Source organism: Xanthomonas cannabis, from assembly GCF_040616535.1.
In the GTDB taxonomy this organism is placed as follows: Bacteria; Pseudomonadota; Gammaproteobacteria; order Xanthomonadales; family Xanthomonadaceae; genus Xanthomonas; species Xanthomonas cannabis.
Map to the genome: position 1 here is coordinate 28,057 of NZ_CP136580.1, position 23,713 is coordinate 51,769.

General features: G+C 64.4%; 15 protein-coding genes. 5 read left to right on the forward strand and 10 right to left on the reverse strand.

Annotated features, from left to right (window positions below):
* Positions 1 to 32 precede the first annotated feature (32 nt).
* The 3 genes from RZV17_RS00130 to RZV17_RS00140 all read right to left on the reverse strand — a co-directional run bounded on the left by RZV17_RS00130 (position 33) and on the right by RZV17_RS00140 (position 4,099).
* Positions 33 to 1,130 carry a glycoside hydrolase family 5 protein gene (locus tag RZV17_RS00130; protein ID WP_104580356.1) on the reverse strand — a complete coding sequence of 366 codons (1,098 nt, stop codon included), beginning with the start codon at positions 1,128 to 1,130 and terminating at the stop codon, positions 33 to 35.
* A gap of 393 nt (positions 1,131 to 1,523) precedes the next feature.
* On the reverse strand, positions 1,524 to 2,531 hold the full coding sequence (locus RZV17_RS00135) for a glycoside hydrolase family 5 protein (protein ID WP_355609545.1): 1,008 nt from the start codon (positions 2,529 to 2,531) through the stop codon (positions 1,524 to 1,526).
* Between the two features lie 494 nt (positions 2,532 to 3,025).
* Positions 3,026 to 4,099 (reverse strand): glycoside hydrolase family 5 protein, encoded by a 1,074-nt coding sequence (locus RZV17_RS00140; RefSeq protein WP_047697039.1) that lies wholly within the window; start codon positions 4,097 to 4,099, stop codon positions 3,026 to 3,028.
* A gap of 307 nt (positions 4,100 to 4,406) precedes the next feature.
* On the opposite strand from RZV17_RS00140, the gene RZV17_RS00145 reads away from it, so the two are divergent.
* Positions 4,407 to 5,465, forward strand: a complete 1,059-nt coding sequence (locus RZV17_RS00145) for an NAD(P)-dependent alcohol dehydrogenase (RefSeq protein ID WP_047697037.1) — start codon at positions 4,407 to 4,409, stop codon at positions 5,463 to 5,465.
* Between the two features lie 1,227 nt (positions 5,466 to 6,692).
* On the opposite strand, the gene RZV17_RS00150 is transcribed toward RZV17_RS00145, so the two are convergent.
* The 3 genes from RZV17_RS00150 to RZV17_RS00160 all read right to left on the reverse strand — a co-directional run bounded on the left by RZV17_RS00150 (position 6,693) and on the right by RZV17_RS00160 (position 13,807).
* Positions 6,693 to 8,174 (reverse strand): FAD-dependent oxidoreductase, encoded by a 1,482-nt coding sequence (locus tag RZV17_RS00150; RefSeq protein ID WP_355606153.1) that lies wholly within the window; start codon positions 8,172 to 8,174, stop codon positions 6,693 to 6,695.
* A 577-nt stretch (positions 8,175 to 8,751) separates the two neighbouring features.
* Positions 8,752 to 13,224 carry a glutamate synthase large subunit gene (gltB, locus tag RZV17_RS00155; protein ID WP_355606156.1) on the reverse strand — a complete coding sequence of 1,491 codons (4,473 nt, stop codon included), beginning with the start codon at positions 13,222 to 13,224 and terminating at the stop codon, positions 8,752 to 8,754.
* Positions 13,225 to 13,426: 202 nt separating this feature from the next.
* The gene (locus RZV17_RS00160; protein ID WP_047697031.1) at positions 13,427 to 13,807 is read right to left on the reverse strand and encodes an I78 family peptidase inhibitor; all 381 of its coding nucleotides are present in this window, start codon (positions 13,805 to 13,807) and stop codon (positions 13,427 to 13,429) included.
* 57 nt (positions 13,808 to 13,864) lie between these two features.
* On the opposite strand from RZV17_RS00160, the gene RZV17_RS00165 reads away from it, so the two are divergent.
* Positions 13,865 to 15,136, forward strand: a complete 1,272-nt coding sequence (locus tag RZV17_RS00165) for a DNA topoisomerase IB (RefSeq protein WP_355609548.1) — start codon at positions 13,865 to 13,867, stop codon at positions 15,134 to 15,136.
* A gap of 122 nt (positions 15,137 to 15,258) precedes the next feature.
* Here RZV17_RS00165 and RZV17_RS00170 read toward each other — a convergent pair whose 3' ends face one another.
* The 3 genes from RZV17_RS00170 to RZV17_RS00180 form a co-directional block, all read right to left on the reverse strand.
* A complete protein-coding gene (locus tag RZV17_RS00170; RefSeq protein WP_047697028.1) occupies positions 15,259 to 15,603 on the reverse strand; it encodes a hypothetical protein in 345 nt (114 codons plus the stop codon).
* Positions 15,604 to 16,022: 419 nt separating this feature from the next.
* On the reverse strand, positions 16,023 to 16,892 hold the full coding sequence (locus RZV17_RS00175) for an NmrA/HSCARG family protein (RefSeq protein WP_355606159.1): 870 nt from the start codon (positions 16,890 to 16,892) through the stop codon (positions 16,023 to 16,025).
* A 47-nt stretch (positions 16,893 to 16,939) separates the two neighbouring features.
* The gene (locus tag RZV17_RS00180; RefSeq protein ID WP_179456206.1) at positions 16,940 to 17,878 is read right to left on the reverse strand and encodes an NADP-dependent oxidoreductase; all 939 of its coding nucleotides are present in this window, start codon (positions 17,876 to 17,878) and stop codon (positions 16,940 to 16,942) included.
* Positions 17,879 to 17,980: 102 nt separating this feature from the next.
* Here RZV17_RS00180 and RZV17_RS00185 point away from each other — a divergent pair, with 102 nt between their 5' ends.
* The 3 genes from RZV17_RS00185 to RZV17_RS00195 all read left to right on the forward strand — a co-directional run bounded on the left by RZV17_RS00185 (position 17,981) and on the right by RZV17_RS00195 (position 22,864).
* Positions 17,981 to 18,856 (forward strand): LysR family transcriptional regulator, encoded by an 876-nt coding sequence (locus tag RZV17_RS00185; protein WP_166751532.1) that lies wholly within the window; start codon positions 17,981 to 17,983, stop codon positions 18,854 to 18,856.
* Between the two features lie 490 nt (positions 18,857 to 19,346).
* Positions 19,347 to 21,125: an ATP-binding cassette domain-containing protein gene (locus RZV17_RS00190; RefSeq protein WP_355606162.1), complete on the forward strand. Its 1,779-nt coding sequence runs from the start codon at positions 19,347 to 19,349 to the stop codon at positions 21,123 to 21,125.
* On the forward strand, positions 21,122 to 22,864 hold the full coding sequence (locus RZV17_RS00195; protein WP_184384363.1) for an ABC transporter ATP-binding protein/permease: 1,743 nt from the start codon (positions 21,122 to 21,124) through the stop codon (positions 22,862 to 22,864). Before RZV17_RS00190 ends, RZV17_RS00195 begins: the two co-directional genes overlap by 4 nt.
* 17 nt (positions 22,865 to 22,881) lie before the next feature.
* Here RZV17_RS00195 and RZV17_RS00200 read toward each other — a convergent pair whose 3' ends face one another.
* Positions 22,882 to 23,361: an Lrp/AsnC family transcriptional regulator gene (locus tag RZV17_RS00200; protein ID WP_047697019.1), complete on the reverse strand. Its 480-nt coding sequence runs from the start codon at positions 23,359 to 23,361 to the stop codon at positions 22,882 to 22,884.
* Positions 23,362 to 23,713: the final 352 nt, after the last annotated feature.

Genomic DNA, 23,713 nt, shown 5'->3' on the forward strand with positions numbered 1-23,713 from the left:
CGCCTTGCGGCGGCTCGACGATACGGGCCTGGTCAGCGTGTTTTACCCGCAACCGGTACGCGGGCGGCAGCAACCGGTGCGCGCGTGGCGCGTGCCGCCTGCGGCGAGAGGATGGTCATCTGCGGTTTGTCGGTGCCGTCCTTGTTCGGATGCACGTTGTAGGCATACGACAGGTTCCACCACGAGCCGGCGGCCCACCAGGTCCAGCCCAGCCACACGTCGGCATTGCTTTCCATGTACCCGAGCATGCCGCGTAGCGCCTCGTTGCAGACCGCGTTGTTGGCGGTGCCGAATTCGCCGAGGAAGCCGCGCTTGCGATTGATGCGCAACCATTCGGTGAAGTTGCGCAGGCGCTCGGCGCCGATGGTGGAGCTGACGCAGACGCTGGACGTGCCGCTGGAATCGATATCCAGATATTGATGCACCTCGAACGCATACCGGTTGAGCGGATCGTAGATGGAGGCCAGTGCGGTGGCGTTGGAATACCCATCGTTGGTCGGCGAATACCAGCTGTGGGCACCGGTCCACAACGCGCCGGGCACCAGGATCAGATTGGTGGCGCCGGTCCTGCGGATGGTATCGATGGCAGCCTGCGCCGCGCCCGCCCACTCGCTGGCGGAGATATTGTTCGGCTCGTTCATCAGCCCGAAAATCACCGCGTTGTCGCCGTTGAATGCCAGCGCCAGGCGCCGCCACAGATCGGTGAACGTGGCCACCGGAACCTCCGGCCCGCCGATCTTGTAGCCGTAATACTTGGCGTAGTTATGGATATCGATCACCAGATACATGCCCGAGGCCTTGGCACGCGCCACGGCCTGCTGCACCAGCGCCAGCTGTACCGGGTCCAGCTCGCCGCGCGCGCTGGGTTGCAGGCGTTCCCACAGGATGGGCAGGCGGATCGTATTCATGCCGACACCAGCGAAATACGTGTAATCGCTGGCAGCGGCGTACATATAGTCCTTGTTGAGCACGCCGGGTTTTTTCGACGATGCGAATTCGGCGCCTGACAGGTTGACGCCGGCATACGTGAGCACGCGCGTTTGCGCGTTGGCCAGCGGCAGAATGCACAGCATGGAGAACAACAGCGCGCCACGGATCAAATTGCGCAGCGCAAGAGGCACAGCAGACATGGGACAACTCCTTCGACGGCGGGGGGCGATGCGTGCGACCCGCTGTGGACGATCTGCGCGAGGTGCGCCGCATCTGTCCCTTCCAATGCATCTGCTGTGCCCAAATGCCTAGCCGAGTAAATGTGAAGTAAATGTGTGCACTGGATCGCAGTCACAGATCTCGAAATGGTCTGCGCGTGATAGCGCGTTGATACGACCGCCGCCATTGCAAGGCGGTCTAGCGCCTTCGCTGCTGCGGCGACGGCGCGAATTGTCGAGATAACGTCGTACGGACGCGCTTGCTGCCGATCACATGGCGCCAGTGCACTGGCGCCATGACGCCGCCATGCGGCTGGCGCACGGTGGAGGCGAGGTGCTGCAGGTCACGGCGGTGCCTCGCACCTCCGCGTGGGACTAAGGGGTCTTGGTCACCCGCCTGGCATGCGGGCTCAGGATCGACATCTGCGGCTTGTCACGTCCCTGCGCGTCCGGATGCACGTTGAAGGGGTATTTGCCGTTCCACCATTTACCCGCAGCCCAGAAGGTCCAGCCGGTCCATACATCGTTGTTGGTTTCCATGTACTTCAACATGCCTTCCAGCGCGGCATTGCAGGTGACATTGTTGCCGGTGCCGAATTCGCCGAGAAAACCGCGTTTTTTGTTGATCCGCAGCCACTGGGTGAAACTTTCCAGGCGTTTGACGCCGATCTCCTTGCTGACGCATCCGCCAACGGTGCCGCTGGAGTCCGTATCCAGGTACTGGTGCACTTCGACCGCATAGCGGTTGAGCGGGTCGCGCAGAGTGGCGAGCGCCACCGCGTTGGATTGCCCGGCCACTGTGGAGTACCAGCTATGCGCGCCGCTCCATAGCGCGCCCGGGACCAGGATCAGGTTATTGGCGCCGGTCTTGCGGATGGTGTCGATGGATGCCTGCGCGGCGGCAGCCCAGGACTGCGGGTTGATGTCGTAGGGCTCGTTCATCAGTCCGAAGATCACCGCGTTGTCGCTTTTGAACGCAATGGCCAGGCGTCGCCATAGATCGGTCAGCGTGGCGATGGGCACCTTCTGCGTGCCGACCTTGTTGCCGTAGTACTTGGCGTAGTTATGCACATCCACGATCAGGTACATCTTCGCCGCCTTGGCGTTGGCGACGGCCTGCCGGAGCAACGCCAGCTGCGCCGGATCCAACTCGCCGCCGGCCTTGGGTTGCAGACGCTCCCACAGGATGGGCAGGCGAATGGTGTTCATCCCTTTGCCGGCGAAATAGCTGTAATCGCCAACAGCCGGGTACAGGTAATCGACGTTGAGCACGCCGGGTTTTTGCGAGGACTTGATTTCCGCGCCGGAGAGATTGACGCCGGCATACTTCAGGCCGGTCGTGCCTTGTGCATGCGCAAACGGCATGGCAGCGAGCAATAGCATGGGCAGCACGCAGCGCCGCAGCGCATGCGTGTGGGAAGTGGGGGACAGCATGGGGGAACTCCTAAAGACCGACAGAGGGCGATGCGTCGCGTCGTTGTTGGCGCGAGTGCGCCACGATGACGCATCCGTCACCACAGTAGGCGTATGCGTGCACGCAAACTACGGATGCTAGGTATCGGACTGCGAAGCTGTGCGGTCAATCGCAGTTACGCGGCCGCGGGCGCGTCGATCCGGTCGATGCATCGCATGGATTCAGATGTGCGCCTTGATCGCCTCACGGCGGCGCAATGCGGCGATCGATCCGGCGCCAGCGAACGCTGCCGCGTTTGCGCGTGGCGCGGAAAAAGTCACCTGCACTGGTCGAGGTGATCGGTGTGGCGGTGCCGCCGCCACGAACATCGCCATCACGGCTAAGGCGTCGCAGTGCAACGTTGGCGCAAAAGAAATGGCCGCAGCTGCGCGCTGCGGCCACCGTCCCGTGCAGGCGAGGCCGGTTACTTTCCGGCGCGGCGCGCGTACTTGCTCAGGATGCGCATCTGCGGCTTGTCGCTGCCGTCCTTGCCCGGTTGCACCGTGAACGGGTAATCCGGCTTCCACCACGCGCCGGCAGCCCACCAGGTCCAGCCCAGCCACACGTCGCTGTTCTGTTCCATATACGTCAGCATGCCTTCCAGTGCCTTGTCGCAGACCGGATTGTTGGCCGTGCCGAATTCGCCCAGGAAACCTTTCTGCTTGTTCTCGCGCAGCCACGCGGTGAAGCCGCGCAGCTTTTCTTCGCCCACCGAATCGCTGGTGCACACCGGCTTGGTGCCGCTGTAGTCCTTGTCCAGGTACTGATGCGCTTCGAAGGCCAGGTTGTTGCCGGGGTCCTTGAGGATTTCCAGCGCCTTGGCGTTGGAGACGCCGTAGCTGGTGCTGCGCCAGCTGTGCGCGCCGGTGTACGCGGTGCCCGGCACCAGGATCAGATTCTTGGCGCCGGTCTTGCGGATCGCGTTGATCGCGCCCTGCGCGGCGTTGGCCCAGTCCGGGGCTGAAATGCCGTTGGGCTCGTTCATCAGCCCGAAGATCACCGCCTTGTCGTCCTTGAACTCCAGCGCCAGCCGGCGCCACAGATCGGCCAGTGCGGCAGCGGGAACCTCGTTGGTGCCGATGCGCTGGCCGCCGTACTTGGCGTAGTTGTGCAGGTCCAGAATCAAGTACTGCTTGTTGGCCTTGGCGGCTTCGAGCGATTTTTTGATCAGTCCGAGCTGGGCCGCGTCCAGGTTGCCGTTGAGTTCGGGCTGCAGGCGTTCCCACAAAAAAGGCAGGCGCATCGTATTCATGCCCTTGCCGGCGAAGTAGCTGAAGTCCGACGCGGACGGGTAGGTGTAGTCCTTGAACAAGGTGCCGGGCTTCTTGCGCGAGTTGAACTCGGCACCGGACAGATTGACCCCGACATATTTCAGGCCGGTGGACTCTTTTCCGGGACGGCCAGGTTCCTTGGCCTGCGCCAGCGGCAGGGCCGCCAGCAAGGTCAGTGCAAGCGCGGCATTGCGCAAGGATGGGAGTAGCGGGGGAGCGCGGAACATGGAAGCCTCCTTCGGCATCGACGTGGGTGGCCGCGGGGGGAGGGCACGGCCAGCAGGAGATGGTGCAGGGCGATCGGCTGCCCGGTGAGCCTAGAAGCTTGCACGTTAGCGTGCCATTCACGCGTGCGCCCTGGATTTGATCGCGCAAAAACCCGGCGCAGCGCATGATGCGCCTGCGGTAGCGTTCGCAAGAGGACACACAAGACGCACTGTCGCATGAGCGCGACGGGACGCTGTCTTAAGCTACCGCCACTGTTTTCCTGTCGCCCGCATCTGTTGTGGGTGACGCAACGTCCCGGAGTATTCCATGAGCCAAGCCCACGCCTTTGCCGCCCAAGCCGCCGACCAGCCGCTTGCCCCATTCGTGTTCGAACGGCGCGCGCCCGGCCCGCATGATGTGCAGATCGACATTGCCTACTGCGGCGTCTGTCACTCGGACCTGCACACCGCACGCAATGAATGGCACAACACCCTGTACCCATCCGTTCCCGGTCACGAGATCGTTGGCCGCGTGACTGCGGTGGGTGATGCCGTGACCGACTTCAAGGTTGGTGACCTGGCCGGGGTCGGCTGCATGGTCGACAGCTGCCGCAGCTGCGCCTCCTGCCAGGAGGGCGAAGAGCAATATTGCGAAGCCGGCTTTACCGGCACCTATAACGGCCCGATGTTCGGCGGCGGCGAGAACACCTACGGCGGTTACTCCGACCATATCGTGGTCGACCAGAAGTACGTGCTGCGCATCTCCCATTCGGACAACCTGGCTGCGGTGGCACCGCTGCTGTGCGCCGGCATCACCACCTATTCGCCGCTGGCGCACTGGAAGGTGGGCCCCGGGCAGAAGGTGGGCGTGGTCGGCCTGGGCGGCCTGGGCCACATGGCGGTGAAGATCGCCAAGGCGATGGGCGCCACCGTGGTGCTGTTCACCACCTCCGAAGGCAAGCGCGCCGACGCGCTGCGCCTGGGCGCCAGCGAGGTCGTGATCTCCAAGGACGAGGCGCAGATGGCCGCGCAGTACAACACTCTGGATTTCATCCTCAACACCGTGGCCGCGCCGCACAACCTGGACCCGTTCCTCAACGCGCTCAAGCGTGATGGCGCGATGGTGCTGGTGGGCGTGCCCGAGCAGTCGCATCCGTCACCGAGCGTGTTCAACCTGGTGATGAAGCGCCGCACCCTGGCCGGCTCATTGATCGGCGGCATCCGCCAGACCCAGGAAATGCTGGATTTCTGCGCCAAGCACAACATCGTCTCGGACATCGAAACGATCCGCGCCGACGAAATCAACGAGGCCTACGAGCGCATGCTCAAGGGCGACGTGAAGTACCGCTTCGTGATCGACATGGCCTCGCTGGACAAGGCGGCCTGATTCGCGATTGCGGCAGGGTGTGATGCCACCGCTTGCGTCGTCGAGCGCAAGCGGTGGCGCGCAGCGGCCTGTCACTCGCAAGAAAAGAGACGAAGCAATAACTGATCTTGAAAGCGTGGATACGCATCGAGCTGCTCAGCGGTCTTGATACTGCGACAAAGTATCAAGATTGATGTCGCGACCAGCGCATGATTGCAGCGATAGAAAAAACAAAACCAGACAACATCGTGATTGCTGCTGTATAGAGAATTAGGACCGTCAGCCAATACGGAAACGGATCGTAAGAAGCGGTGAAAAACCCAGCGCTACAGCGCCTACATGACACTGCACCTACTACCAATGCCTGCCATACCATCAGTGCTGGAGTCATACCCATGCACAGTGACAACACGCTGCCAAGGACGACACGTGAGCGAACAGTGGGTTGCGCATATCTGCTCCAGAAGAATCGATAACCAGCCCAAATCATTGGAAATGCGACGAGGGCCAAAAGGCAAGCTGGCGACGAGATTTGCATTGGAATTTAGCTTCATCATGCGATCCGTCTACGGACCTGTCGTTGAGATTGAATAGCGTCGTAATCTGCTGTGATCGAGAGTCGAACTACTTCTGACGATCAGATCGGCAGGAGGTGCCCAAGCGGCCCTTTACGGGTTTGCACGGTTACGATCTAAAATGCTTTTAGCCACGATGGAAAGTGCAGCTATTCGCTTCCACGAGCGTAAGCACAAAATTAACCATGCAAAGAGCTAGCTTCAGTTTAAAGTGAATCGTTAGGTGCAGAGTGCCTACGATCCAATTTTCGCCAGAGAGCATGCGAGAGCAGGATAATGTAGGGGACGACGACAAGAAGGTAAAATATCTGCAGTGCCGGAACAATGAAAAAGTGCCAGCCATCGGTACGGACATTTTTTGCAATCCACCACACGTTTGGCGCGAGTGAAAGTGCGACGAGAGTGCACAACACAAACAGCTTCAGTACCGGGCCTGCTTTTGATACCGGTAGGAAAAAAGAGTAAATGGCGTACGGGGCTGCTCCAAGCAACCCAGTGACCCCAAATAGAATGAGCATTACCAACAGCTGGCCTGTCCTCGCAGCGAAGGACCACTCAAAAGCCGTAGCAGTGAATGCGGCAGTGAGAAGCGCGCAGCACCATGCGACGCGCTTTGATGTCTCATCCAGATTTGTGGCGGAACTCTTCATGCCGCGTAGCATACGCTCACGCCCTACGCCGCCGCCGGCTCCTTGACCTGCGCTTTCACTCCGAGCATCTGCACGATGCTTCCTGCCGCGTCGCGGCCTTCGGCCACAGCAGTGACCACCAGGTCGGCACCGCGCACGCAGTCGCCGCCGGCGAACAGGCGCGGGTTGCTGGTCTGGTAGGGCAGGCGGCCATGGCCCTCTGCCGGGGCGACGATGCGCCCGTTGCTGCCGGCCTCTACGCCTTGCGATGCCAGCCAGTCGGGCAGGGTGGGCGAGAAGCCGAAGGCGATGATCACCACGTCCGCTTCCAGCAGCGATTCGCTGCCTTCCACCGGTACCGCATTGCGGCGGCCGCTGGCGTCGGGGTCGCCGAGCCTGGTTTCCACGACGGTCACGCCGATGGCTTCGTCGTCGGCGCCGGATTCGATCGAGAGCGGCTGGCGGTTGAACAGGAAGCGCACGCCTTCTTCGCGCGCGTTGGCCACCTCGCGCGCCGAGCCGGGCATGCTGGCCTCGTCGCGGCGATACGCGCAGGTGACCTTGGCCGCGCCCAGGCGAATGGCGCTGCGCACGCAGTCCATGCCGGTGTCGCCGCCGCCCAGCACCACCACGCGCTTGCCGTTGAGGTCGGGCAGGGCGAGCTGGTCTTCCCAACCGGCGATCGGCCGGCCATGCGGGTCGTTGCCGCTGACGATGCGGCTGTTCTGCACCAGAAACGGCAGCGCCGGCAGCACGTTCTTCAGGTCCTGCCCGGGCAGGCCGCCGTCGGTGTAGCGGTAGGCACCGGTACCCAGGAATACCGCGTCGTATTCGCCCAGGAGCTGTTCGATGCTGACGTCCTTGCCGATCTCCACGCCCAGGCGGAACTGCACGCCCATGCCTTCCAGGATGTCGCGACGCTTGCCGATCACCGACTTGTCCAGCTTGAAGCTGGGGATGCCGAACTGCAGCAGGCCGCCGATCTGCTCATAGCGGTCGTAGACCACCGCCTCGATACCGGCACGTACCAGCCGGTCTGCACACGCCAGTCCGGCCGGGCCTGCGCCGATCACCGCCACGCGGTGGCCGCTGGGCTGCACATTGCCCAGGTCCGGGCGCCAGCCCATCTTGAAGGCGGTATCGACGATGTACTTTTCCACCGCGCCGATGGTGACTGCGCCGAATTCCTCCAGCGTGCAGCTGCCTTCGCACAGGCGGTCCTGCGGACACACGCGCCCGCACACTTCCGGCAGCGGATTGGTGGAATGGCATAGCGCGGCGGCTTCTTCGATGCGGTTTTCCTGCACCAGCTGCAGCCACTGCGGGATGGCGTTGTGCACCGGGCATTTCCAGCTGCAGTACGGGTTGCCGCAGTCCAGGCAGCGGCCGGACTGGTACTGCGCGTCGGCCTTGTCGAACTTGCCGTACAACTCGCCCCAGTCGCCGGAGGTACGCAGCTCCACCGGGATGCGCGTGGGCATGGTCCGGGGCAGGTCGAGGAATTGGAAGGCTTGCTTGCGGCTCATAAGAAAATCCGTGGCTGATTCCCTTCTCCCGCGTGCGGGAGAAGGTGCCCCGAAGGGGCAGAAAAAGGGGCGGCGGGGCCTGTGCCCTCACCCCCAACCCCTCTCCCGCCAGCGGGAGAGGGGAGCACTGCGACGACTCTGACGATGTGCTGCCAGCATTGCGACTGCGGTCCTTCTCCCGCACGCGGGAGAAGGTGCCCCGAAGGGGCGGATGAGGGGCGGCGGGGCCTGTGCCCTCACCCCCAACCCCTCTCCCGCCAGCGGGAGAGGGGAGCACTGCGACGACTCTGACGATGTGCTGCCAGCATTGCGACTGCGGTCCTTCTCCCGCACGCGGGAGAAGGTGCCCCGAAGGGGCGGATGAGGGTTGGCGGGCCTGCGCCCTCACCCCCGACCCCTCTCCCGCCAGCGGGAGAGGGGAGCACTGCGACGACTCTGACGATGTGCTGCCAGCATTGCGACTGCAGTCCTTCTCCCGCGTGCGGGAGAAGGTGCCCCGAAGGGGCGGATGAGGGTTGGCGGGCACACGCCCTCACCCCCCGACCCCTCTCCCGCCAGCGGGAGAGGGGAGCACAACTCAGGCGGCGCGCCGCAGCGACTCGGTGAGCGACTCGATGCTGGCGGCCTTGGGTTTGACCAGCCAGAATTTGCCGATGTAGTCGCGGAACTCGTCCAAAATCTGCTGCGCCCAGATGCTGCCGGTGAGCTCGCGGTGGCGGCTGATCAGGGTGTGCAGGTGCTGGCGATGGTTCTCGAAGCCTTCGGCGGAGACGCGGTGGATGTCGATCAGCTCGTGGTTGTAGCGGTCCACGAAGTCGCGTTCGATATCCAGCACATAGGCCAAGCCGCCGGTGAAGCCGGCGCCGAAGTTCAGGCCCACCTTGCCCAGCACCAGCACCACACCGTCGGTCATGTATTCGCAGCAGTGGTCGCCTGCGCCTTCCACCACCGCCAGCGCGCCGGAGTTGCGCACCGCAAAGCGCTCGCCCGCGCGCCCGGCCGCGAACAGCTCGCCGCCGGTGGCGCCGTACAGGCAGGTGTTGCCCACGATCGGCGTGCTGCGCGCCTCGAAGCGCGCGCCACGCGGCGGGCGCACCACCAGCCGGCCGCCAGCCATGCCCTTGCCGACGTAGTCGTTGGCTTCGCCTTCCAGCTCCAGCTGCAGGCCACCGGCATTGAACGCGCCGAAGCTCTGCCCGGCGGTGCCGCGGAAGCGCAGGTTCAACGGCGCATCGCTCATGCCGTGGTTGCCGTGCACGCGCGCGATGGCGCCGGACAGGCGCGCGCCGATCGAACGGTCGGTGTTGTGGATCAGGAAGCGATGGTCGCCGCCGGTCTTGTTGGCGATTGCATCGGCCAGCAGGCCGTCCATCTGCGTGGCCAGGCTGTCCGGCGATTCGTACAGGCGCTGGGCGGCGCAGTGGCTGCCGTCGTAGCGCGCATGGGTGAGCAGGCGCGACAGATCGACCTTGACCCCGGCGCGTGGCGAGACCTCCAATTGCTCCAGCAGGTCGGTGCGGCCGACGATGTCGTCCAGCGAACGCACGCCCAGGTACGACAACCACTGCCGCACTTCTTCGGCCAGCAGGCGGAAGAAATGTTCCACCCGCTCCGGTAGGCCGGTGAAGTAGCCGGCACGCAGGCGCTCGTCCTGGGTGGCCACGCCGGTGGCGCAGTTATTGAGGTGGCAGATGCGCAGGTACTTGCAGCCCAGCACGATCATCGGCGCGGTGCCGAAGCCGAAGCTGTCGGCGCCCAGCAACGCGGCCTTGACCACGTCCAGGCCGGTCTTCAGGCCGCCGTCGGTCTGCAGGATGGTGCGGTCGCGCAGGTCGTTGGCCACCAGCGCCTGGTGCGACTCGGCCACGCCCAGTTCCCACGGCACGCCGGCATAGCGGATCGAGCTGACCGGGCTGGCACCGGTACCGCCGTCATGGCCGGACACGGTGATCAGGTCGGCGCCGGCCTTCACCACACCGGCGGCGATGGTGCCGACGCCGGCATGCGCCACCAGCTTCACCGACACCAGCGCGGTGGGGTTGACCTGCTTGAGGTCGTAGATCAGCTGGGCCAGATCTTCGATGGAATAGATGTCGTGGTGCGGCGGCGGCGAGATCAGGCCGATGCCGGGCTTGGCGTAGCGCAACCGGGCGATCAGTTCGTTGACCTTGTGGCCGGGCAGCTGGCCGCCCTCGCCGGGCTTGGCGCCCTGGGCGACCTTGATCTGCAGCACTTCGGCGTTGACCAGGTATTCCGGGGTCACGCCGAAGCGGCCGGAGGCCACCTGCTTGATCTTGGAGCGCTTCTCGGTGCCGTAGCGGGCCGGGTCTTCGCCGCCTTCGCCGGAATTGCTGCGCCCGCCCAGCCGATTCATCGCAATGGCCAGCGCTTCATGTGCCTCGGGCGACAACGCGCCCAGGCTGATCGCGGCGCTGTCGAAACGGCGCAGCACATCGGCTGCGGGGGCGACTTCATCCAGCGGGGTGGGGGTATCGGCACGCTTGAGCTGGACCAGGTCACGCAGCGTCGAGGCCGGGCGCGAATGCACTGCGTCCACGTACTTCTGCCAGTCGCCGGCATCGCCGGTACGCGTGGCGCGCTGCAGCGTCATGACCACGTCCGGGTTGTACATGTGGTACTCGCCGCCGTGCACGTACTTGAGCAGGCCGCCCACTTCCGGCTTGAGCTGGTCGTTCCAGGCGCGTGCGGTGAGCTCGCGCGCCTCGGTGTCCAGTCGCGCCAGACCTACACCGCCGATGCGTGCAGGCGTCTCGGCAAAGCACAGCTCCACCACGTCCGGGTCCAGCCCGACGATCTCGAACAACTGCGCGCCGCGGTAGCTGGCGATGGTGCAGATGCCCATCTTGGAGATGATCTTGGACAGGCCCTTGTAGATGCCCTTGCGGTAGCGGCGGCCGATCTGCGATTGCTCGCCGCCCTTGCTCAGCTGCAGGATGCCGCGCCGGCCCAGGTCGAACAGGGTTTGGTAGGCCAGGTACGGGTACACGGCGGTGGCGCCGAAACCGAGCAGGCAGGCCATGTGGTGCGCATCGCGCGCGGTGCCGGTCTCGATGATCAGGTTGACGTCGCAGCGCAGGCCCACCTTGCACAGGTGGTGATGCACCGCGCCGGTGGCCAGCAGCGCATGCGCCATCGGCCGGTCCGGCACCGGGTAACGGTCCGAGAGCAGCAGCATCACCGCACCGGCGCGCGCTGCGGCTTCCACTTCCTGGCAGATGCGTTCCAGGCCGGCCTTGAGGCCTTCTTCCACGCTGTAGGACAGGTCGATCAGGCGGTTGCGCTCGACGTACTGCTCCATCTTCAGCAGCTGGCGCAGCTTGCGCTGGCTGAGCACCGGCGAGTTGAGGATGACGTGGTTCACCGTCTCCGCGCCGGCATGGAAGATGTTGGTCTCCTTGCCGAGCTGGGTGGTGAGCGACATCGCGATGCCTTCGCGCAGCGGGTCGATCGGCGGGTTGGTGACCTGCGCGAAGGCCTGGCGGAAGTAGTCGTACAACGGCCGGGTCTGGCGGCTGAGCACCGCCATCGGGGTGTCGTCGCCCATCGAGCCGGTGGCTTCCTGCTCGGTTTCCGCCAGCGGGCGCAGCACCTGTTCCACTTCCTCGGTGCTGAGCTGGAACAGCTTGTGATAGCTGCGCAAGGTCTGCTCGCTGAAGGGTTCTTCCACCAGCGAGGGGTCGATCAATTCGGTCTGCAGGTAGGTCACGCCCTGCTGCAGCCATTGCTTGTACGGCGCGCGCGCACGGTTGATGCGGTCGATGGCGTCCGAATCGAGCAGGTCGCCGCGCTTGAGATCGATCGCCATCATCTCGCCCGGGCCCAGCTTGCCCTTGCGGGTGATGCGCTCGGCGGGCAGTTCCCACACACCGGCTTCGGAGGCCACCAGGAAGTGGCGGTCGGAGGTCAGCATCCAGCGGGCAGGGCGCAGGCCGTTGCGGTCGAGCATGCAGGCCGCATAGCGGCTGTCGCAGGCCACGATGCCGGCCGGGCCATCCCACGGCTCGGTGTTGAGGCCATAGAACTCATAGAACGCAGCCAGATCGGCGTCCTTGAACTCCAGCGACTGGGTCGCCGGCGGCACCAGGATGCGCAGCGCCTGCAGCAGGTCCATGCCACCGGCGATCAGCAGCTCCAGCATGTTGTCCAGGCTCTGCGAATCGGAGCCGTGCATGGAGATCACCGGGTCGAATTCGGCGATATCGAAACGCGGGGTCTGCCACACCTTGCTGCGCGCCTGCGCCCAGCGCCGGTTGCCTTCGATGGTGTTGATTTCGCCGTTGTGCGCGAGCAGGCGGAATGGATGCGCCAGCGGCCAGCGCGGCAGCGTGTTGGTGGAAAAGCGTTGGTGAAACACGATCGCGCTGGAGGACAGGTCGCTGCGCTGCAGGTCCGGGTAGAACGTGCTCAGCTTGTCCGGCAGCACCATGCCCTTGTAGCTGATGCCATTGGGCGAGAGGGTGGTGACGTAGAAATTTTCGACCGCATGCAGCGCCTGCTCGGCGCGGCGGCGCGCCAGGAACAGCGCCAGGGTGAAGCCGTCTTCGCTCTGCTCGGCGCCGGCATCGACAAACACCTGTTCGATGCGCGGCAAGGTGTCGCGGGCCAGCTGGCCGCACACGCTGTCGTCAGTGGGCACCACGCGCCAACCACGGAACTGCACGCCGGCGCTGTGCAACTGGGTTTCCAGTTCGGCGCGACATCGTGCGGCTTCGGCCTCGTCCAGCGGCAGGAACACCACACCGGCCGCATAGCGCGTGCCCAGGGTGATGCCGGCATCGCGTGCCAGCCCGCGCAAGAACGCATCGGGTTTGCGGATCAGCAAGCCGCAGCCATCGCCGGTGAGCCCGTCGGCCGCCACACCGCCGCGGTGGGTCATGCGCGAGAGCGCCGCGATCGCGGTGTCCACCAGCGAGCGGGAAGGTTGGTCGTCCAGCTGGGCGACCATGCCAAAACCACAGGCGTCGCGCTCATCGCGCACGCTGTTGTAGAGACCGTAGTCGTGGAGCCCTTGGCGAGTGCGGGGGGCCATGTGTGCCTCGTTGCGATCTAGGAGAGCGGCGGCGACGTTGCAGCGCTCGATCCGTGGAGCGTTTCGAAGAGGTCACCGGATGATCGACTAGACCACAGTTGATGCGGTGCCGCAATACACCGTTACAGCTGCAACGAGACCGGCTGAAAGCCCTTGTGCCAGCTGGCTTGGCGCCTGTCCGGCGGCAGGCGCCAGGGCATGCTCAGCCGCAGCGCACCGAAGCGATGGCGTTCTTGGCGTCCACTTCCAGATTGAGCCGTTCGCCGTTGAATTCCATGGTGGTCATCTGACCGGGCTTGAGCACGCGCACCGACTTGGCGCCCGCATCGCTGCGCGCCTGTTCGCTCACCGCATCGGTCAACGCCTGACCCACCAGCGATTGCACCTGGGTGGCATCGCAACTGCCGATCGGCGGGGCGTCCGGCGCGGCATCCGGCGCAGGCGCAGAGGCTTGTTCGGCCGCGTGCTGGGCAGTGGCGGTGACCGCTTCCTGCTCATCGGGTTGCGGTTTGTTGCAGGCGGTCAATGCAGTCAGCACGACCAGGGTGCAGGCCAGGCGGGCAATAGGCAGGACAGCGCGCATCGATGACTCCAGCAAAGGGGGATGCTCCAAGCATAAGCACAAAGTCGCGCGACGGGCATCGCGTGCCCACACGGCGTTGTCGTTGCGTTGACGCGGCCTAGTCCTGCCCGGCCCAACAATCGGCGCCAGTCCCTCGACGTGTGCGCAATGAAAGCCAAACGTGTTCTTCGCAATGCCGCCGCCACGGCCAGCACCGTCGGCAAGCTCGCCAGCGTCGCCACCGGTGCGGCGGTGGCCAGCGCTGCCGTCGCCACCGTGGCCGCCGTCGCGCAGGCCAAGGCCACCGCACGCGCGGCCGGGCTGATCTATGTCAACGACCAGCAGCCCGGCATCAGCCGGCGCAAGGCAGGCAAGAGTTTCAGCTACCGCAGTGCCGACGGCGATCGCATCGCCGATGCGGACACCTTGCAGCGCATCCGCTCGCTGGCCATCCCGCCGGCGTACACCGAGGTGTGGATCTGCGCCAAGCCCAACGGGCATCTGCAGGCCACCGGCCGCGATGCGCGGCGGCGCAAGCAATACCGCTATCACGCCGATTGGGCGCAGGTGCGTGGCGAAGGCAAGTTCGAGCGCGTGATCGCCTTTGGCACCGCATTGCCCAAACTGCGGCGGCGCCTGCGACGCGATCTGGCGCTGCCGGGCTTCCCGCGCGAGAAGGTGCTGGCGATCGTGGTGGCCTTGCTGGCCGACACCCTGGTGCGCGTGGGCAATGCCGAATATGCGCGCAGCAACCGCTCCTACGGGCTCACCACGCTGCGCAACCGGCACATGGAGTTTCTCAAGGGCGGGCGTGCACGGCTCAAGTTCCGCGGCAAGAGCGGGCAGGATCACGAGATCGAGGTGGACGACAAGCACCTGGTCAAATTGATCCGTGAATGCCAGCAGCTGCCGGGGCAGTCGCTCTTCCAGTACCGCGACGACGATGGCCAGCTGCAGCCGGTGGACTCGGGCGAGGTCAACGACTACCTGCGCGAGGCGATGGGCGAGGACTTCACCGCCAAGGATTTCCGCACTTGGGGCGGCACGCTGGCGGCGCTGCAGCGCCTGGCGCGGCTGCCGTTGCCCGAGCGCAGCAGCGAGCGCGCGCTCAAGCAGGTGCAGAACGATGTCATCCGCGAGGTGGCCGACGCGCTGGGCAATACGCCGTCGGTGTGCCGCAAGGCCTACATCGACCCCTGCGTGTTCGAAGGCTGGCGCGCCGGCGAGCTGCAGGCCATGGCCAGTGGCGTGCGCGGCGAGCGGCAATGGGAGGCGGCCACGCTGAAGTTCCTCACCGCCTCGCGCGCCAAGCTCAAGACAGCGGCAAAGGGCGCTTCCAGGCGCAAGTGAGCGGGAGCGACCCGGGACCGAAAAGCCGCGATGCTTTTCGATTCCCGATTCCCGATTCCCGATTCCCGATTCCCGATTCCCGATTCCCGATTCCCGATTCCCGATTCCCGATTCCCGATTCCTCAGCCGCAATACACCGCGGTGATGTTGTTGGTCGGGCCGGTTTCGATGCTCAGGTGGTCGCCGCCGCTTTCGCTGGCACCCTGCGCCGGGTCGGCCAGGCCGCTGGCGGTGGTGCCGCCGGTGGTGCGTTCGCCGCGGCGCACGCTCACCTGCAGGCTGTCGCTGTCCACGCGTGCGCGCTCGATGGTCTGCGCGGCTGCGGCCAGGCCCACGATGCCGCGGACCTTTTCGATATGGCATTGGCCGGAGATGACGCCATCGATGGGTTGCACCTGCGCGACCTGGTTGGAGGCACAGGCCGAGAGCAGCAGCACGGCGGCGAGCGGGGCGAGGGTGCGAATCATCGGGCGTCTCCAGCGGAAGAATGGCGCAAGCGTGAAGAAGCCGTTGTTGGTGTGGCATGAAGACGGCCGCGCCGGCATTGGCTGATGTGTGGCCCGGGTGCGCGTTGCCGTTGGCGAAGGTGCTGCCATCACGTGATGCGTGGGCACGCAGATGGTTGTCGCGGTGGTGCCGTCGCTGGCATGTCCACCGCGTGACCATGCTTGATGCAGTGGTCGGCCCTGTACAGCGCCTGGACCTGCTGCCCGTCGCCGCGCGTTGACGGTATTGATCACCCGGTGTTGCGCAGCGCCGCCGGCACGACCGTGCAGTGTGGTGAAACAACGCGGCCGCGCTGCAGGCCGTCAGGGCATCTGCAACGCGGCTGGCAGGCACCGGTGCACCGCAAGCGCATACGACACGCGCGTGCGGTGCAACCGGTTCACCCTTGCGCCGTGGCCTCGCGCACAAACGCTTCGTAGGTGCGCAGCGGGCGCCCCAGAATGGCCTGCAGCGTGTCCACCGCACCGTCGGCGGCGTGCATGCCGCCGCGCTGGATGCCGGCCATCATCAGGCGCATGTCGTACGCCAGCCAGGACGGGCCATAGGTGGCCAGCTGCGCTTCGAAGGCGGCCACGTCATCGCCGGCGTAGGCAATCTCGCGGCCAAGCGCTGCGCTCCACACCTTTGCAGCGTCCGTGCCGGTCAGCGCCTGCGGGCCGACCAGCTCGAGCGTGACGCGCTCCAGCGCCGCAGTCGCCCGGTCGCGCCGCAGCAACTCGCTCACGGCGATCGCGGCGATGTCGCGGGTATCGATCATGGCCACACCTGCCGCGCCGATCGGCATCGGGTAGAGGCCGTGGTCCTGGATGGTCTGCTGGACCGTGGCATCGTTCTGCATGAAGTAGGCAGGCCGCAGGATCGTGGCGGGCATGTCCTGCTGTTCGATCATGCGCTCGACCGCGTGCTTGCCGGTGAAATGCGGCACGTTGGTGAACGTGTCGGCATGAATCACCGACAGATAGACGATGCGCTCGATGCCCGCCTCCTTGGCAAGGTTCAAGGCGATCAGCGCCTGGGTCACTTCGTCGGGGGTAACCGCGTTCAACAGGAACAGGGTGCGTACCGATGACAGCGCTGCGCGCAACGATGCCACGTCGGTGAGGTCGGCCACGACCTCGGTGACACCTGCGGGAAAGGTGCGCTTGCCGGCCTGGCGCACCAGCGCGTTGACCCGGGCGCCGGCCTCGGCCAGGCCCTGGACGACGAGGGAACCGATGGTGCCGGTGGCACCGGTGACGAGAATGCTCATGTGACTCTCCTGTTGTGGATGATGGGTGGATGCGGGGAACGGGGAACTCAGCGCGACAGGTCCGCCACGACCTTGCCGGCGCGTGAGGCGGTGCGATTGCGTTCGATGGCCTGCGGGATCTGCGCGAAGCCGACGACCTCGCTGACCGTGGAGGTCTGCGCGCCGGTCACGACCTCTGCGGCCAGCGTCTCCAGCAGCGCGACGTCCGGCTGGTTGACGAACCACAGGCCGCGGCGACCGGGCGGGGTACGGGCCAGGATGTCCGGCGAGCTGGTGCCGACGATTGCGCCGTGCGGCGCCAGCACCTGCCAGGAGCGGTCCAGCACCTCGCCGCCGACGTAGTCCAGGACCAGGTCGATGTCATGCACGAGGGTTTCGAAGCGCTGCGTCCGATGGTCGATGACCTGGTCTGCACCCAGGCTGCGCACATACGCCAGGTGCGGCGTCGCGGCGGTGGCAATCACCTCGGCGCCCGCGCGCTTGGCGTACTGCACGGCATGACCACCCAGCCCGCCGGCGGCGCCATGGATCAGGATGCGCTGCCCGGCCTGTAGCGGCCCCGCATGGTGCAGGCTCTGCCAGGCAGAGACGGCGGCCAATGGCAGGGCGGCGGCCTGTGGAGCATCCATCCCGTCCGGGATGCGGGCCAGCCTGGCCTCGTCGACGGCAACGTATTCGGCGTACGCACCGAGCGCGGCCAGCGTGCCCATCACTCGGTCGCCGACCTGGAAGCGCGTACTGCCGGGCCCGACGGCTGCGACCACACCGGCCAGTTCGACGCCCAGCACGATCGGCAGCGGCAGCGTAAAGACCTCGCGGACCAGCCCGGCGCGGACCTTCCAGTCGATGCCGTTCACGCCGGCGGCGTGCACGCGCACCAGCACCTGGCCCTGTGCTGCCTGCGGTGTGGGGACGGTGGCGAGCTCGGCGGCATCGGCGCCACCGTAGGCCCGGATCAGGACAGCGCGTTGGGTTGTGGTGTTCATGGCAATTGCTCGGGGTGAGTGGCGGTGAACAGACCTTATGCCGTTGCGGTTCCAAGACGAAGACGCCACGATGTAGACACCGCGTCTCAAAGCTGGAACACCATGGACCTCAATGCACTGACCGACTTCTCGCTGGTGGCCGCCAACCAGGGCTTGGGCAAGGCCAGCCGCGCCAGTGGCCGGTCGAAGGCGACCCTGTCGCGGCGCATTGCCGAGCTTGAGCACCAGCTGGGCGTGCGGCTGGTGGAGCGCAGCGCGCGTGGCCTCAGGCTTACCGACGCCGGCCAGCTGCTGATGGAGCGCACGGAACTGCCGCTGCTCGAACTGGCCGAGGCATTGGCCGCTGCGCGCGAGGGCAGCGCCGTCCCCCGCGGACGTCTGCGCGTGGCCGCGCCCGTGCTGTTCTCGCAACTGGCGATGGGGCGCATCGGTGCGGACTTCTGCGCGGCCTATCCGGAGATCACGCTGGAGGTGGTGGCCGAAGACCGCACGGTCGATCTGGTGGAAGAGCAATTCGATGCGGCCATCCGGATCAACCCCAGCCCGGACAGCAACCTGGTCGGCCGGTGCTTTGCCAGGGACCGTCTGGTGGTGGTGGCCGCACCGTCCATCGCGATGCCGTCAGGCGATGCGGTGCATCAGGTGGCAAGCGTGGTGATGTCGAGCTTCGAGCCCACCACCTGGACGCTGGATGGCGGGCGCCTGGTCCTCGAGCCGATTCCGCGGATGCGGCTTTCCTCGTTCCTGATGGTCCGCGACGCCGCCATCGCCGGCGGCGGCGTGGCGCTGCTCCCGCAGTCGATCGCATGGGAGCAACTGGCGCGCGGCGAGTTGATCCAGTGGGGCACGATCGCCAATGCCGAACCCGCACTGTGGGTGCTGCACACCTCCAGGCGGCTGGCGGCGCCCAAGGTGCGCGCCTTCGTGGACTTCATGTGCGACAGATACCCGGAGGGGTCGCTGGTGTTGAAGGGGTAGGCGTGCCGATGAACGCACGTCGCTCCGCTTCCTGCGCACAGTGTGTCTCTCCGGCCTCCAACGCCCTGCTGCAGGGAGGTCGGGGCCTGCGAGCGCAGCAGCGACCCTGAAAGCGTCGATCGTTCGGCCCACGCCCCAGATGCCTGCGCTGGAGATCGGGCTACCCCGAGGCAGTGGACCAATCGCCCTCTCACCCCGATGACCCGCCGCGTACGGCATTGCGCGCGCACTCCTTAATTGCGGCAACGGCTTGCAAACGCAGCCGGTTTTTCTGGTCGCCACGCAAACGGCTGCGCATTATCCAGCCAATTTCGAATCAAAAATGCAGATAAAGGACCCACCCATTTTTTAACCGAGCCGGGCATTGATAAAGCAAATCTGCTCATCTACAGTTGAGCCCGCAATTTCAATGAATCACTTTAATTCTCGCAGCTCACTCACCACCAAGTCGGGCTGATTTGAGATAGATAGTAAAAGGCGAAATTAACCGGTGACGTCCGAAGTTAACCCCGATGAAACCACCGCAGTAGCCGATGAAACGCCTGACCACCATGCGAAACAACGCAGCATAGGCAGCGCCATGCGGCGCGTCATGGCGCCGTTTTGGACAATGCAGTCATCACGCAAAGCCTGGGTCGCGGTCATGTTCATTCTTGCGAGCATGGCTGTCGAGGCGACCCTCGGCGTTCAGATTACAAAGTTGAATGGCGAACTATCGGGACAGTTCGTCAGTCGCAATGAGCAGGAAATACTTCGCGTTGCGGGCCACTACTTCCTGTTCGTCTGCATCATGACAGCCAACTTCGTGCTGTTCGAATGGCTGCGCCAGTCCATCATGATCGATTGGCGCAAGTGGCTGGTCGGCCGGTTTCAGAGCCGCTGGTTGGACAACGCCAACTTCTATCGGATGGAGCGCCAAGGCGGGGCCGACAATCCCGACCAGCGGATTGCAGACGATACCTACCAGCTCGTCGACCACTCGACACTGCTGTTCACCACTGTGGGCCAGGACCTGATGAGACTGGTGGGCTATGCCACGGTCCTTCTCTCCTTGGGTGGGGCGCTGGATCTGCGGTTCCTGGGCGTCTCGTGGGTCGTTCCGGGCGGCACGTTCCTGCTCGCCTTGGTGATATCGATCGTGGTGACCGCATTGGGCTTTGCCATTGGTCGGCCTCTTGTAGGGCTGAGCGTGGCGCAGCAGCGCAAGGATGCAGACTTGCGATTCGCCCTGGCGGCGATGCGCTCGAACGCTGAGCAAATCGCGCTATATCGCGGCGAAGGCGCGGAGCTGCAGCGGACATCGCGTCTGTTGGCCCCCATCGCAGACAACTGGCACCGCATTATTCGTTTCCAGGTTCGCCTTGTCGGTTTCCAGTCCGGCTTTCAATCGTTACTCGTGTTGAGCATGCCGCTGGTGGGCATACAGGCTTATTTAAACGGCAGCCTGAGTTTTGCGAATCTGTATGTCGTGGGATTCGCGTTCATGATGGTCATCAATGGTTTTACGACCCTGCTGAACCTGGCCGCATCGGGTGAATATTATCGTTGGGCGTCTGCCGTGCACCGGCTCGATGCCTTCGACATCGAACTTGGCAAACCGGAAGCGCGCGGCATCGCATTGACGGAGCGGGAGTCCGTCATCGGTGGCCCGTTGCTGGAGACCTCGGGATTGCAGCTAGCCAGGCCCGACGGCACTGCACTGGCAGCACCGGGCGACCTTGCCTTTCGCGCGGGTGAGCGCTGGCTGGTGCGCGGGGAGTCCGGCGTTGGCAAAAGCATGATGATGCGCGCCATCGCAGGGCTGTGGCCGCACGGATCAGGCAGCGTGTCCTTCAACGCGCAAACGCGCGCGCGCACGCTGTTTCTGCCGCAGAAAAGTTACGTCCCCACCGGCACGCTGATCGACGCCCTGTCTTATCCCGCGCCTCATGGAAGCTTTACGCATGAACAGTGCAGGCAGGTACTGCGCTGGGTGCACCTTGAGGGCCTTACGGAGAAGCTCGACACCACCGCTGTCTGGCAGCAGCAACTTTCTCCCGGTGAGCAGCAGCGGCTGGCCTTCGCGCGCGTGTTCCTGCATGCACCGGAGGTCGTGTTACTGGACGAAGCGACAAGCGCGCTCGACCCCGCCAATGAAACGCGTCTCTACGCGCTTCTGGATAAGAAACTGCCGGACGCACTTGTCATCAGCATCGCTCACCGTGACGCCCTTGAGGCATTCCATTCCAGGTCGGTTCGCCTGACTGCAGCCTCGCAGGTGCTGGCATGAGCGGCCAGATCTCGCCAGGCGCTGCTAGCGCCCAGGGGGCCGGGGGCAATCGCCACCTGCTGATTGCCTTCGCAAAACTCGTGGCACCGTTCTGGCGTACGCGTGCCTCCACCAAAGCGTGGGTGTTGCTTGCACTTTTCGTCGGCTCCCTGCTACTTCAGGCCAAGGCCGCCGTGTTCCTGAATGATCGCTCCGGGGTTCTAACAAATGCCCTTGTCGCCAAGGACCTCACCAAACTTCAATCCACGGCACTGGTCTTGCTGGTCATCACGTTGGGGACAGTCCTTCTCGACATTTCCCAAAGCTATTTGCGCATGTGGATCGAGATCGACTGGCGCATCTGGCTGACTCGGCACTTTGCCGATCGCTGGTTATCGCAGTACAACTATTACCGGATGGAGCGAGATGGCTCCGTCGACAACCCGGATCAGCGGATCTCCGAAGATGTTTTTCTGATGGTCGATCAGACGCTGGCGCTGTTCTCCGACGTTGCGTACCAGATCACGCGGGTGATTGCGTACAGCACCGTCTTGTGGGGTCTTGGGGGCGCCCTCAGACTGACATGGAAGGCAACGTCTCTTTCATTGCCCAACGGCATCTTCTGGTCCACCTGGATCATTCTGCTCGGCTTTCTGGCCACGATGATTGCAGTCGGCCGCCCGTTGGTGAGGCTGAACATCGACCGCCAGCGCAAGGAGGCGGATTATCGTTTTGCAATGGCCAACATCCGGATGAATGCCGAGCAAGTTGCGCTTTACGATGGCGCTCGGGCTGAAGCGGTCCGCCTCAACGGATTATTTGACCGGATTGTCCTCAACTGGCGGTCCATCATGATTGCGACGGCAGCAATGATGCTTGTCGTCATGTTCTACCAGCGGTTGGTGGGCTTGGGGATGAATATTCCCGGCTACAGCCAGTACATGCGCGGCGAAATAGACTACGGAAAGTTCACCCAGATCAGCGCCGCCGTGATGGCAATCGCCATTGCGCTTTCGTGGTTCGCCAGGCAGATGCAAAGCGGTAGTTTCTTCATCTGGGCCTCTGCCGTGAAGCGACTCGGTGCCTTCGATGTCGAACTTGGCAAGCCGGAAGTGCGCGGCATCGTGCTGACGGAGCGGCAGTCTGACGCCAACGGTCCCTTGCTGGAGACCTCGGGATTGCAACTTGCCAGGCCCGATGGAAGTGCGTTGGCAGCTCCAGGTGACCTGGTTTTCCGCGCAGGCGAACGCTGGCTGGTGCGCGGGGAGTCCGGCGTTGGCAAAAGCATGATGATGCGCGCCATCGCAGGGCTGTGGCCGCACGGATCAGGCAGCGTGTCCTTCAACGCGCAAACGCGCGCGCGCACGCTGTTTCTGCCGCAGAAAAGTTACGTCCCCACCGGCACGCTGATCGACGCCCTGTCTTATCCCGCGCCTCATGGGACCTTTTCGCATGAACAGTGCAGGCAGGTACTGCGCTGGGTACACCTTGAGGGCCTCACGGAAAAGCTCGACACCACCGCTGTCTGGCAGCAGCAACTTTCGCCGGGCGAGCAGCAGCGGCTGGCCTTTGCGCGCGTGTTCCTGCATGCACCGGAGGTCGTGTTACTGGACGAAGCGACAAGCGCACTCGACCCCGCCAATGAGACGCGTCTCTACGCGCTTCTGGATGAAAAACTGCCGGACGCACTTGTCATCAGCATCGCTCACCGTGACGCCCTTGAGGCATTCCATTCCAGGTCGATCACTCTTGCTCGATAGGAGGAAAGCGATGGATGCTATCGGTCGCCCTTGGTTTTGATGGCGACCAGCGGCAGCGTTTGCGAAGACTTCACCGTCTCCATCGAGATATAGGCGCTTACCCGTGTCATATCGACCTTGCGGATAAGCGTCTTGTAGACCCGGTCGTAGTCTTCGACTGCGGGCAACACGATCTTGAGAATATAGTCGACGTTGCCGGTCAGTCGATACGCATCAACAATTTCAGGTATCTCCGCCAAGGCGGCATGAAACTTCTCGGTCCATTCATCGGTGTGCTGACTTGTCCCGATCATCACGAAAATCGTTGTCGGCAGCCCGAGTTTGAGACGGTCAAGCACGGCGACGTTTCCCTTGATATACCCCGCATCCCGCAGCTGGGTCAGGCGACGAGAACATGCCGATGGCGAAAGGTGCACGGCCTCGCCCAGCTCAGCCAACGGCGTATCACTGTCCAACTGCATGATGTTGAGAATGGCTAGGTCACGGCTGGTGAGCATGGGTGCTTCGGGTCGTCGCGGGGGGCTGCATGTTACGTGCTTTGCAAGCACGTTGCGCTTCGGCGGGGTAGGGCGCAAGGGAAGCGCGAAGTTAACGGGCGTCGCGCAGAAAACGCCCGATCCGCCTTCGTACAGGTATCGTTTGGGGACCCGGTGCAGCGACATCCTGATCGGCGTCCTGAGGTCGCACAGCAACGGGTGAGCAACGTCCCTGTCCTGCTACCGATGTTTATGTCCAAGACCCGGAATCTGCGCGGTGACACCATGCGAGAGCAGTTGGAATGCGTGTCGCAGGGCGGGGCTGGACCAGCGCGTCTGGCCGTGGGCCGGTCGGGCTGCTCACATGCGCTGG